This is a genomic window from Flavobacterium cryoconiti (assembly GCF_048158645.1).
GTDB lineage: Bacteria > Bacteroidota > Bacteroidia > Flavobacteriales > Flavobacteriaceae > Flavobacterium > Flavobacterium cryoconiti.
Map to the genome: position 1 here is coordinate 93,442 of NZ_JBLNKW010000011.1, position 13,172 is coordinate 106,613.

At 32.7% G+C, this 13,172-nt stretch carries 11 protein-coding genes and 1 pseudogene; 5 read left to right on the forward strand and 7 right to left on the reverse strand.

The genetic code is table 11. The features are described from left to right. Positions 1–91 precede the first annotated feature (91 nt). The 4 genes from ACM55H_RS15410 to ACM55H_RS15425 all read left to right on the forward strand — a co-directional run bounded on the left by ACM55H_RS15410 (position 92) and on the right by ACM55H_RS15425 (position 4,157). The gene (locus ACM55H_RS15410) at positions 92–862 is read left to right on the forward strand and encodes an alpha/beta hydrolase (protein ID WP_416837363.1); all 771 of its coding nucleotides are present in this window, start codon (positions 92–94) and stop codon (positions 860–862) included. Positions 863–1,007: 145 nt separating this feature from the next. Continuing rightward, positions 1,008–1,829 (forward strand): alpha/beta fold hydrolase, encoded by an 822-nt coding sequence (locus ACM55H_RS15415; RefSeq protein WP_416837364.1) that lies wholly within the window; start codon positions 1,008–1,010, stop codon positions 1,827–1,829. Between the two features lie 230 nt (positions 1,830–2,059). Continuing rightward, complete coding sequence (locus tag ACM55H_RS15420) at positions 2,060–2,677, forward strand: cysteine hydrolase family protein (protein ID WP_416837365.1); 618 nt, start codon at positions 2,060–2,062, stop codon at positions 2,675–2,677. Between the two features lie 121 nt (positions 2,678–2,798). Continuing rightward, complete coding sequence (locus ACM55H_RS15425; protein WP_416837366.1) at positions 2,799–4,157, forward strand: aldehyde dehydrogenase; 1,359 nt, start codon at positions 2,799–2,801, stop codon at positions 4,155–4,157. A gap of 148 nt (positions 4,158–4,305) precedes the next feature. Here ACM55H_RS15425 and ACM55H_RS15430 read toward each other — a convergent pair whose 3' ends face one another. Beyond that, positions 4,306–6,738, reverse strand: coding sequence for a tetratricopeptide repeat-containing sensor histidine kinase (locus ACM55H_RS15430; protein WP_416837367.1), 2,433 nt, complete (start codon positions 6,736–6,738; stop codon positions 4,306–4,308). A 324-nt stretch (positions 6,739–7,062) separates the two neighbouring features. Here ACM55H_RS15430 and ACM55H_RS15435 point away from each other — a divergent pair, with 324 nt between their 5' ends. Further along, positions 7,063–8,973: a sigma 54-interacting transcriptional regulator gene (locus tag ACM55H_RS15435; RefSeq protein ID WP_416837368.1), complete on the forward strand. Its 1,911-nt coding sequence runs from the start codon at positions 7,063–7,065 to the stop codon at positions 8,971–8,973. 65 nt (positions 8,974–9,038) lie between these two features. Here the strand turns inward: ACM55H_RS15435 and ACM55H_RS15440 are convergent, their stop codons facing one another. The 6 genes and pseudogenes from ACM55H_RS15440 to ACM55H_RS15465 form a co-directional block, all read right to left on the reverse strand. Continuing rightward, complete coding sequence (locus ACM55H_RS15440; RefSeq protein ID WP_416837369.1) at positions 9,039–9,569, reverse strand: HD domain-containing protein; 531 nt, start codon at positions 9,567–9,569, stop codon at positions 9,039–9,041. A 313-nt stretch (positions 9,570–9,882) separates the two neighbouring features. Continuing rightward, positions 9,883–10,506: an alpha/beta hydrolase gene (locus ACM55H_RS15445; protein ID WP_416837370.1), complete on the reverse strand. Its 624-nt coding sequence runs from the start codon at positions 10,504–10,506 to the stop codon at positions 9,883–9,885. A 9-nt stretch (positions 10,507–10,515) separates the two neighbouring features. Further along, positions 10,516–11,454, reverse strand: coding sequence for a ring-cleaving dioxygenase (locus ACM55H_RS15450; RefSeq protein WP_416837371.1), 939 nt, complete (start codon positions 11,452–11,454; stop codon positions 10,516–10,518). A gap of 70 nt (positions 11,455–11,524) precedes the next feature. Continuing rightward, positions 11,525–11,839, reverse strand: coding sequence for a hypothetical protein (locus ACM55H_RS15455; RefSeq protein WP_416837372.1), 315 nt, complete (start codon positions 11,837–11,839; stop codon positions 11,525–11,527). A 176-nt stretch (positions 11,840–12,015) separates the two neighbouring features. Beyond that, a pseudogene (locus tag ACM55H_RS15460) lies at positions 12,016–12,219 on the reverse strand (alginate export family protein); the annotation flags it as partial. Between the two features lie 374 nt (positions 12,220–12,593). Next, a complete protein-coding gene (locus ACM55H_RS15465; RefSeq protein ID WP_416837373.1) occupies positions 12,594–13,124 on the reverse strand; it encodes a YceI family protein in 531 nt (176 codons plus the stop codon). Between the last annotated feature and the right edge of the window lie 48 nt (positions 13,125–13,172).

The following is a 13,172-nucleotide window of genomic DNA, read 5'->3' on the forward strand; positions in this document are numbered from 1 at the left end:
GATACAAGTTACTTTGATCACGTATTGCCACTAATTTAGAAGTTGTGTGCACTAATTATAAACCCCAATTACTCATTAAATATTTAATATTATGACAAAATCAAAATCCATTATTCTCATACACGGAAACTTTGTAAACAGCGCAAGTTGGGCAAAGTGGAAAAACCGTTATGAACAAAAGGGTTATACCGTTTACACACCGGATAACCCGGGTCACGAAGGGACACCAGTCGATTTAAGAAATCAAGTTCACCCTGCCCTTACTAAAACAGGGTTCATAGACGTGGTTGACAACATTTTGCGACTGATTGACAGCTTACCTGAAAAACCATTAGTTATCGGACATTCAATGGCGGGTATGGCAGCAATGAAATTGTTGGAAATGGGTAAGGTAGCAGCAGCGGTAAGTGTAGACGGTGCACCGCCAAAGAATGTATTTCCCCCTTTTGCAACATTAAAAGCAGTACTGCCTGGATTTGGATTTTTTTCTTCCAAAGATTATTTTATGGGCAGTCGCGAGTGGTATAATAAATGCTTTTTCAACACATTGCCAGCAGGAGAAAGAGCGAATGCTTATGACAATTTTGCAGTGCCTGAAAGCTTTAAAGTAAGTCGTGAATTAGTATTGAACTCTTTTTCTAACATTGATTTTGGTAAACCGCACGAACCGATTTTATTTATTGGTGGTGGTAGCGACAATATTTTCCCACCATCTCTTACAACAACTTTGGCACATAAATATAAAGACAAAAGAAGTCATGTCGATTTGAAGATTTTTCAGGGCAAAAGTCACTTCATTTGTGGAGAAAAAGGATGGGAAACGGTGGCAGACTATATTTTAGAGTGGTATGAGAAACTATAAACTGCAAGCTACTTTGGTGATTTAGCCAAATAACTTTATTACAGTTTTGATGCAAGTTCATAAAAAAAAAATGATTGGTTTTTACGATCAAATAGTATAGCGAATTCAATTTTAAAATCATTACTAAACAATTAAAAGAAATAAAATGAACAAGATTATAGTAAAAGACGGAACAGAAATTTATTACAAAGATTGGGGAACGGGACAACCTATTTTTTTTCATCATGGTTGGCCATTGTCTGCTGACGATTGGGATGCACAAATGATGTTTTTCTTGGATCAGGGATTTAGAGTAATTGCCCATGACAGACGCGGACATGGAAGATCTACACAAACCTATACAGGAAATGAAATGGATACTTATGCAGCAGATGTTGCAGAACTTACAGCTTTCTTAGACTTAAAAAACGCCATACACATAGGACATTCAACCGGCGGCGGTGAAGCTATCCGATATGTCGCAAAATATGGCAAAAATAGGGTAGCAAAAGTAGTGCTTATAAGTGCAGTAACACCTTATATGATTGAAAACGAAAACAATCCAAATGGAGTTCCATTAGCAGTGTTTGATGATATCCGTTTTAACACGGGCAATAATAGACAACAGTTTTACCATGACATAACTTTTCCGTTTTACGGGTACAATAGAGAAGGGGCTAATATAAGAAAAGGAATTCAAGATAATTGGTGGCGTCAGGGAATGATGGGCGGTATTAAGGCTCATTTTGACTGTATAAAGGCATTTTCTGAAACCGATTTTACCGAAGATTTAAAAAGTGTTGATATACCCGTACTTGTATTGCATGGCGAAGATGACCAAATAGTTCCTTATTCCACTACTGCTCTAAGGGCTATTCCGCTTTTGAAAAATGGAAAACTGATTACATATCCAGGTTTATGTCATGGAATGCCGACGACAGATGCACAAATTATCAATTCAGATATTTTGGATTTTATTAAATACTGAGTATCGGAATTTTAACTAGCTGACTCTTCTGATGAGATAACTATTACAGAATCCCATTTGATTTTAAAAACAAAAATTGCAGGGATTACTCAAAAATGATTTGATTGTGCTGTTAAAAATGCAAAAAAAAATGCTTACTAACAAAGTGCTCAATGCCTTACAACTGTTGAATTACTTTTGGAAAACTAAATTTATTCTTTAAAATTACTAATTAATTAAAAATTAAAAAAATGGATGCAAGTACTTATTCAAAAACAGCTTTAATACTGGTTGACCCTTTCAATGATTTTCTTTCTGAAGGAGGTAAATTTTATCCTTTAACGAAAGAAACAGTGGAAGGTATTCATTTGGTGCAAAATCTTAAGAAGCTAATTGCAGGAGCCAGGGAGCGAAAAATACAAATTATTTATGCTCCACACCATCACACGGCGGAAGGAGATTATTTAAATTGGAGATTTCTCTCGCCTTCGCACCAAGGAAGTAAAAACGTTGTTTTATTTGAAAAAAATAGTTGGGGTGCTGAGTTTCATCCGGAACTTTTGGCAGCTAAGGGCGATCTTATAGCCTCGAACCATTGGACGGGCAGTGGCTTTGCCAATACTGATCTTGATTTTCTGCTCAAGATGCATAATATAGAGCGAATCGTGCTTGCAGGTATGAGAGCTAATACATGTATCGATTCAACAGCCAGATATGGTGTAGAATTAGGATACCATGTGACGCTGATTAAAGATGGTATTGGAGCATTTAATTGGGAAGAAATTAGGGTTACAGTAGAAACTACTTTTCCAAATTATGGACATGCGATGTTATCGACTGAAGAATTTTTGAATACACCAATGCCCTAAATATAGTATGCCTTTTAACAGGAGGGTCATTGTACTTGTCCTCCTGTTGAAAAAGGTAACCTGACAGCGTCGCTTTTTACCTGAAAAAATCAAGATTATTTTTATTTTATAAACAAACATTATGGAAGAACTAGTAAAACTTCAGCTAAATTATTTTAACACTAATGCTACCAAACCAGTCAGTTTTCGTATTACACAATTAAAGAAACTCGAAAGCCTTATAAAATCCAATGAAGAATTACTGAATGAGGCGCTACGCAAGGATTATGGCAAGGGCAAATTTGAAACTTTTCTGACAGAACTCTATGTGGTTTACGATGAAATTAAAGTCGCTCTCAAGAATTTGGAAGAGTGGACCAAGATCAAGCCTATTGAAACCAATCTTTTAAACGCGCCAGCAAAGAGCTATATTATGCCGGAACCATTAGGAGTAAGCCTAGTAATAGGCCCTTGGAATTATCCTTATCAGCTTACTCTAGGCCCTGTTGTAGGAGCCCTGGCTGCAGGATGTACAGTTATTCTTAAACCTAGTGAGCTTACGGTTCATAGTAGTAGTTTAATCACAAAGCTGATAAATGAGAATTTTGACAGTGAATATTTTACCGCAGTAGAAGGAGCAATACCTGAAACTACTGCTTTACTGGAGCAAAAATTTGATGTTATATTTTTTACGGGAAGCGTATCGGTAGGAAAGATAGTCTATCAGGCGGCAGCAAAGCATCTAACGCCGGTAATTTTAGAACTAGGGGGTAAAAGTCCGACAATTTTTATGCAGGACAGTAATTTAGACATCACTGTTAAAAGAATGCTTTGGGCTAAGTTCCTGAATTCGGGGCAAACTTGTATAGCGCCAGATTATGTATATGTTCATAAAAGTATTGAAGAAAAATTTCTTCAAAAAGTTTCAGAAGAGATGCAAGTGATGGATTATAAATTGAAAAATGACAATTATGTGCACATTATCAATGAAAGAAATACTTCACGGGTAGCATCATTAATCGATAAGCAAAAAGTTTACATTGGAGGTAACTACAATATTGTTGAACGCTTTGTTGAGCCCACTATTCTTACCAATGTTACTTGGAGTGATAAAGTAATGCAGGAAGAGATATTTGGACCTGTTCTGCCTATTTTAACGTTTGATAATTTGGATGATGTGATCAAAGAAATTAAGCAAAGGCCAAAACCTCTTGCACTTTACCTGTTTACTCAGGATGAAAACATAAAGCAGAAGGTACTTAGTGAGGTATCTTTCGGAGGAGGATGCATAAACGAGGCGGTGATGCATATTTCGAACGGTGAACTTCCGTTTGGAGGCGTTGGTGAAAGTGGTATAGGCAATTATCATGGCGAAGCAGGTTTTAGGGCATTTTCACATTACAAAAGTATACTTGATAAAGAAGTAACACCAGACCCGGATGTAAAATATTCTCCATATACAGATGAAAAATTAGAAATGTTGAAATCTGTTGTTGCTTGATCTTTGCCAACAGCGAGATTTCTAAAACAATTATAAGATGAAAATAAAAGCTGCAGTTTTAAATGAGCCTCATCAGCAATTTAATCCAGCTTTTGAAAGTAATGAAGACTGTTAGATTGATATTTTGAATCCATCATAAAGTATCAGTTTAAGTGTTTTTTTTACTTAAACGATCTTTTTTAAATGATAATTTTAACAAAGTGCCATTATTATTTTCAATAGAAAAAGTACCATCTAAATCATCGCTTAACCCTTTGATTAAACTCATGCCGAATGTATTACTATTTTTTTTGTCCTGGATATGAATACCAATTCCATTATCTTGTATTGTAAGTAAATAAAAATCCATTGCATTGGCAACAAGTGTTATGGTTATTATTCCATCTTGATTATTTGGGAATGCATATTTTATACAATTAGCTACAGCTTCGTTTATAATCAAGCCTAAAGGAACTGCTTGAGCCACATCCAATTCAAGATTATCGACGTTTACTTGGAATCTAATTCGTTGTCTCAAATTGAATGAGTCTTTCAAATATTGAACCAATTCTTTAATGTAAATAGGCATGTTTATTGTTGAAATGTTTTCTGTCATGTATAATTTTTGATGAATTAGTGACATGGCGTGTATCCTATGTTGACTACTTTTTATAGTAGATAAGGCCATTTCATCATCAAGATAAGCTGATTGGGTATTTAATAAACTGATGACCATTTGAAGGTTATTTTTTACTCTGTGGTGAATTTCTTTTACAAGCCATTCTTTTTCGTCAAGTAAATGCTGAAGATTACTATTTTTTTGATCAATCTCTTTTTCTTTTATCTCAAGTTTTACATTGTTCCTTTGTTTTAATTGGTAACGATTGTATAATAAACTAATAATTATAAGAAGTAATATGATTGACCAAATAGATAAATTTATTAAAAGGTTTGATTTGTCTAATTTACTTTGCTGTAATTTCGTTTGAACCTTTAATGTTTTAATATTTTGTTCTTTTTGTAACGTTTCATATTGAATTTTTAATTCTTCAATCTGTTTATTTTTATCGGTATTATATATAGAATCTTTAATTTGATTGTATTTTTGATAATGCACTATTGAAGAAAGGTAATTTCCTGTGAGTGAATCAATTTTGAATAAGGAAAGTTCCAGCTCTTGAAAATTAAAGTTTTGGTTGGTCTCCTTGTTTATGCTTAATACTTTGTCAGCATAAAATTTTGCTTTATATGCATTTCCTTTATTTGCATAAAACAATGACATATCTGAAAAGGCAGATGTCATGGTTACAGCTGTTTCTGATGTGATTAGGTTTTTAGAGTGGCCTTCCATTTCAAGATAAAATTTTTCAGCTGCTGAAACATTACCCATTTTTTGATAAGCTGACGCTTTTATAAGCGCAAGATTAAATTTATCGAATTGATTTTTTGGAGGGTAGTTATCAGCTATTTTTTTTATGTAATTGATTGCTTCTTTGTACTTTTTATTTTGATAAAGTGACTTAACAATCGTTATAAAACTGGTATACCAACTACCACTATTAATATTTTTGGTACCTGCATCAATACTCTTTTTGTATGTTTGAATGGCTTCATCATAGTGACCCATAAAATCATAAACATTTCCTAATCGCAAATAAAAATTATCTGCACAAATCATATCATTGGTTGCTTCCATTGTTTGGATGCTATTAATCGCATAAAATAATGCTTTTTCAATATTATTTCTTTTTACTAAGTAAATATAAGATAGGGTTGTTGCAAAATAGTGAGTATGTTTAAACCCCATTTTTTTTTGAAAAGCGATACTTTCCAAACACTTTTTTTCGGCGATATCAAGACGGCCATTCATGAAATAAACATTAATTAATTTCATAAGTGCTTCCGCTTCTTTTTCTTTTTCGTTAATTGATCTATATACTATAGCTGCCTGCGAAAGTGTTTTTTCTTTATCGGAGTCACTGAAGGGCAGATAAGTTCCTTCGTTCTCTAAAGCATCAGCAATTGCTTTTTTATCCTTTAATTTCTTACTTTCGGTTACAACTTGTAAAAATGTTTTTTTACTTGCAGCAAGGTTATTTGCTTTAGCATAGTACTTTCCCAACAATAGATTACTCTGCAGTTGCCATTTTGGTATACCAAGCAAATCACTTAATTGCATGGCTTGTTTAATATACTGTAAAGCTTTTTGAAGATCTTCTTTTTTTTCAAAGGGTTTAAAGAGATAGTGAATGCCTAATTGCAGTAATAACTTGATCCTATCAGTCTTCTCTAAATTAGCAAGTACTTTTAGTGCACCATTTATATTGTTTTGATCAACTAGCTTACTTCCAGGTAAATAGCTTCCGTCGTTATATCCCTCGTCGTAGGCTAGTGATATTGGAACTTTATTGGCGGTGCAAGCCAAAACCATAGCACTATCTATATCTATGGTTCCTTGGCTGGCAGCTTGTATATAATTCCCCGTGGTTTTAAGTAATAATCTGACTTTTTTAACGTCATAATTATATTCTGAAGATTTGATTTGCCCAAAACCCTGAAGTGTGATAGTTATAATAAAACTAAAAACGCATAAGACTTTCATGTTTTACTCTATTTTATTGGTACGAACGTTAGATATTTACAAATATAGAAATAAAAATAGGCAAATAAATTTTAAATAATAGATGTAAGTTAGTAGTTATTAATAGGATCAAAGTACTGTTAATTTCATTTATTTAAAAAGAGCACTTTGTTTTTTAATACATAAATATTAACTAATTTTATAGTAGTAATTCAGAGTGATTTTTTGAATTGCAATTTTAACAATTAAGCAACGAGAAATAGCCTTTATGGTTTAATTTTTTGATGTACAATAACAAATAATTTTATGAAAAGGGACGCTAATGATGAAAAGAAATCATTAAAAATGAAAATACTAATAGTTGAAGATCAATTTATTGAAGCGCATGATTTGCAGTTAATCCTTGAAAAAGCAGGTTATGAAGTTATAGGAATAGTACGGTCTGTATTGCAGGCGCTTGAATTCATAGCGAACGATACTCCTGATTTAGTTTTTGTGGATATTTTTCTTAAAGGGAATGAAACAGGTATTGATTTAGCAAAAAAATTGAAAGAAAAACATATTGGTTTTATATTCCTGTCCGCTAATTCCAGTAAAACGATATTAGAGGATGCCAAAAAGACGCAACCCTACGGTTTCATTGTAAAACCATTTCGTGAACAAGACATTTTAATTACTTTAGAAATTGCTTGTTATAGGCATAAGCATAGTGCAGAAACCCAGCTATTGCAAGAAAGTATTTTGCAAAAAAGTATTAATGAAATAATGTATTCTTCCGTAAAATGGGAGCAGGCTTTATTGCAATTAGGAAAGGTATTACAAACCTATATTCCATTTGATTATATGGAAGGCGGATTTATTAATGATGAATACAATACCATTGGACTTCTTCGAAGAAATTTTGATAGTTATGAAATAATTAATATTGAGAGATTTTCAAAAATAACAGCTATAAAAAAAGAAGAATTGATTGATATGCAATCCAAATCTCTGAAACATGATATAGCTCAAATTTATGAGGGTGATTCTTTTATAAAAATGTGCCAAAATTCGGCTATTAAAAGATTGATTGTTCATACTTTCGGAATTAAATCTTTTGTAGTTATTCCATTGAATATTGAAGGTAATGTTTTCAATTTTTTATTTTACAGCAGACATTTTGATACCTATACAAGAGAACATATCATGTTGTTGACCAAACTTGAGAATATATTAACAAAGTTTGTGAATAATATGCATATTGCCAGGAAAAAGGTATTTAATGAGAGCAAAGAAATTTTAGATATTTCAGGAAATTCGCCTCAGGATTTTGAATCAATGATTGGAAACAGCAAAAAGATGATCACTGTTTTTGATTGTATAAAGAAAGTAGCTCCTTTTGAAACTTCAGTACTGATTTTGGGAGAAAGCGGAACCGGAAAAGAAAAAGTAGTGAAAGGAATCCATAATCTTTCTTCAAGAAGAGACAAACCCTTGGTTATTATTAATTGTGGAGCTATTCCTGATAACTTAGCAGAATCACTACTCTTTGGACATGAAAAAGGTGCTTTTACGGGAGCACTGGACAAGCGTATAGGGAAATTTGAAATGGCGGATGGCGGAACTATCTTTTTAGATGAAATTGGTGAAATGCCCATTGATCTTCAGGTGAAATTATTACGTGTATTACAGGAAAAGGAAATAGAAAGGGTAGGAGGACGTTCCTCAATAAATATTGATGTACGCATTATTGCTGCAACTAACAGAAATTTAGAAGAAGAATTGGCTGCGGGACGATTTCGACTGGACTTATACTACAGACTTTATGTTTTTCCTATAAATATACCTTCTTTAAGAGAACGAAAGGAAGATATTCCAGCTTTGGCTGCTCATTTTATTAATTTATACAGTAAGAAAATAGGAATTAAAGCTCCTGTCCTTGCAGAAGAAGTACTTCAACAAATGTTATCCTATGACTGGCCGGGTAATATTAGGGAGTTGGAGCATGTTATAGAACGTAGTATTTTAATGAGTGAAAGCAGCATGATTAAAGAAATACACCTTCCTTTTTCGAATAAAAATGAACTGGGGGAAATACAACAGGAATTTTCCATAAAAACAATTCATGATAATGAACGCGATTACATCACCTACATTTTGAAAAAGTGTAAAGGAAAAGTTTCAGGTTTGGGAGGGGCTGCAGAAATTTTAAATATTCCAGCTTCAACATTGAATTCTAAAATCAAAAAATTGGGTATAAAAAACAGCGGTTTTTAATAAGAAAGGGTTGCTTATATTTTAAAGAATAATCAATTTTAAATTAAGAATTGAACTTAAAATAGTTAATTTTTAAACATGGGAAGTGGGTTGAAAGGATGGTTGAAGAAATTTTTAAAAATTGGATTTAGAAGAAAAAGATGAAAACCCAGGTTAGGTAATTTTTTTCTGAATGCTTTAATTTTTTGACGATCAAAACCAAAATTTATTAATCCTAAAGACACATCCATCCAATCGGCTTTCCTAAAATATTCAACAGTTATTTTGTGTTTTCCTTGATAGTGACTCATTCTGTGATGCCAATAAATCATAAGTGTGATTTCCTCAATCCATTCCTGTTTTCCCGATTCTGTCAAGTAAAGATTAGCCTGTTCAATGGAAGGATATAGGTAGTCAATGGTATGAGCAGTCCAAATTCCAATATCGTGGAATACAGCTGCGATAGCATATTTTTCTATATTATTTTCATTGGAATCCATTAAAAGACAATTCAAAAATACACGATATACGTGGTTCTTGTATCGATTGCAATCCTCACCTAGGATTGGTTTAAATTTGTGAAATATGCCTTCAATGATAGGATTTGAATACTCCATTACACAAAAGTTTAAGTTAACCAAGTGTCGGTTGGTTATTTTAAAAGATACTAAAAATTGGTTTTATTTTAGAGTAACAAAAATAGAAGATCTAATGGCTCTCGTCAGATTTCGGGTTCGATGTCCTTTACCAAAAGTATCTTCCACCAATAAAACGTTTCCAGATTCAAAAATTCTCTTTTCTCCTAAAGAGGTTTCAATTTCAATAGTCCTTTTTTTGTAATATAATATATTGTCGTGCTGGGACCCGATAATAATCATAATTATAGTGATCTATGTATGTAGACTGCCCCCAAAAATAATTTACTTAGCTTTAAAAATTATTTTTAAACCACTCAACAGACAGCTCTATATCTTCTTGGTTCAAGTTATGGCTGGTATTTATGTCATAATGGGAAATATTAAAGTTCCCGTTTTTTAATATTTTGAGATACTCGTTTGTTTCACCAATGCTCACCATTAGATCATTTTTCCCTGTAGATAAAAATAATGGGATGTTCTTTTTACTTTTAAAATTTGGAATATATCTAAAAGGTTGCATGGGACGATATAGTATAGCGCCAGCAAAAAAATCAGGATGAAGAATTAAAGTGGCTCCTGCAATATTTGCACCGTTAGAGTACCCTAATGCAATAATTTTTGTCAAATCAATGCCTTCTTTAACAGCAAGGGCTTTTATAAAGTAAATCATTTCTTCTGTTCGAAATTCTAAATCTCGTTCATCAAAAACACCCATCCCCAGTCTTTTAAAAAATCGGGGCAGTCCATTTTCCAATACATTACCCCGAAGACTTAAAATATTTAAACCAGTACCAAAATCTTTAGCTAATGGCAATAGGTCATGTTCATTACCACCTGTTCCATGTAAAAGTAAAAGGGTCTTTGCACTAGGATTTCCTGTGCCTATAAAAATATACTGTAGTGGTTGAAAGTCCATTTTTTTTACTTAATTGATTATTACTAAACTAGATTCAATTTGTTCGCGACGCGTTTCATATTGTGGTGGTAATTTTAATTCTTTACCTAAATTTTCTATCGTTTCATCAATTGTAAATCCAGGATTTTCAGTTGCGATTTCAAAAAGAACCCCTCCTGGTTCACGAAAATAGAGTGAATGAAAATATTGACGATCAATTTGTGGTGTTACGCCTAATCCCAACGCATCAATTATTTTACGAAAATGCATTAGGATTTCATCATTTTTAACTCTGAAAGCTACATGATGTACAGATCCATTGGCTACATGACCTCGTTTTTCTTCCGGTAGTTCCGCTAAATCTACTATGGCTGCATTCTCCACTTCATTTGTTGCATAACGGTAACGATTAACTTCCCGATCGATTAATTTGTATCCAAATACTTCAGTGAGAATAGTTGCTGTAGCTTTAATATCGTTCAATGTTAAGGTAATATTGTGAAATCCTTTCGTGGCTACCGTTTTTTTTATGTCTTCTGTTTCCCAAGCTTTTCGCTCATCAGTTGTTTTTGATTCTATCAATTCCAATTTCAATCCATCTGGATCTAAAAAAGTCAGGTATTTTTCTCCAAATTTTATAGCAGGTTTGTTATAAATCACATTGTGTTCTTCAAAGCGTTTAATCCAAAAATCTAAACTTCCCGCAGGAACAGAATAGCCAATTTCAGTCGCCATTCCGGAACCTTTTCTGCCTTGCTGAATTCCTCCTCCCCACGGGAAAAAAGTCAAGATTGTTCCCGCACTTCCAATTTCATCTCCGAAATAAAAATGATAGGTTCCCGGGTCATCAAAGTTGACTGTTTTTTTTATGAATCGCAGTCCTAAAATTTTCGAATAAAAATTAAAATTACCTTTGGCATCTCCGGCAATTGCGGTAATGTGATGAATACCTAATATTTTATTTTCCATAGTCTATTTTATTTATTAATTAGTATAAAATTAGTTTGCAAAAAAAAATCTGTATCTGAAACATCAAAAATCATAAACTTTCGTCCTTATTGAAAGCAGAAATAATTTCGTGTGTTAATAATCCTGTGCCACCACCATAAGGTTCTAAAATAATTATAGTTGGATTTATTTCTTTAAAATAATGACACAACTTGATTTCTGTTTTTTTATTAACATCACAGCCAAAAAGAATCATTGCCATATTGAATTCTAAAAACAGCAATACTGCCTCTTCCTCATTATTAGCAACAAATCCATGCCAACTTTCATTTGCATTTATTAATTCAAGTACTTCATTTGAATTATATTTATTGGGGCTTATATAAAGAATATTTATTTTTGTCATCAGTATCAATTTTGATGTTTTGCTAAATCTGTATGTTTTCAAATTTATATTGGGTTGTTGTACTTCCAAAAAAAATGTCTTTTTCTGCCACCGAATCCTTTATAAATGAACCAGCATTAAACAAAGCAGCGCCACATTTAAAAGCGAATTTTATGTTTGATAAATTATTTCGTTACTCAATTGCGTTCCGATAAACTTTTTAAAACTGTTTTCCCTGCATAAATTAATCGTTGATTTGGGTTATATATGCCGTCTTTTATACTGGCTCTCCAGAAAACATCATAGTCTAATGCAAAACTTAATTTTGATCTGAATTCTATATTTATTGAAAGATGAATATCCATTAAATTAGAAGGACCAATTAAGCCCACGGCTTCAAAATAGGCGCGCGCGGATAAAGAGGATTGAAAGTTTCTATGCTATATTTCATGCTATCGCTTGTGATTTAGCGTCATTTAAGTAATCACCAGGGCATTTTGAGCAAAAAGAGGCACTGAAAAAATAAAATGAGTAACAGAATATTGAATGTGTTTTTTTCCATGATGCAAAATTTGTTTAAAAAAGTGGGTATGAATACTACCCACTTTTATAATTATTTCAGTATTTATTACTGCATCGGAATTGCAATCCAATACCATATAATGCACCGTATTTAACCACTTTTGTCCATAAACAAAGCATGACGAATGTTTTTCTTATCTTTATTTACAAAGGAGTTAACGGCAACATTTTCACTGACAATCCTTGCTCTAATTTATTGTTTAATAAATTGTAATTCAATATAGAGACGAACTTCTTCGCTCACTAAAACGCCTCCAGTTTCCAAAGCTGAGTTCCAGTTTAAATCCCAATCTTTACGGTTGATTTTACCGTTGATAGTGAAAGCTGTTTTTATATTTCCCCATGGATCTTTCATTAATCCACTAAACTCTACATCTAATTTTACTGATTTTGTAACACCATGAAGCGTTAAATCTCCAATTAGCTCATATTCTCCTTCGTTTATTTTTTTTAAAGAAGTAGCTATAAAATTGATTTTAGGAAATTGAGCGGCATCAAAAAAATCTGGGCTTAATAAATGTGCATCCCTATCTGCATTTCCTGTAGTTATTGAATCAATGTCACCATTGAAATCAATTTTAGCGTTTTCGAAATCATCATCATTAGTTTCGATAGCGGCATCAAATTTTTGAAATTTTCCAGATACGTTGGTAAACATCATGTGTTTTACTTTAAATCCAATTTCTGAATGTGTCGGGTCGATAACCCATTTTGTTGTTGACATAATTTATTCTTTTAATGTTATTTTTAAAGCTGCTTAATGGCTTCATTT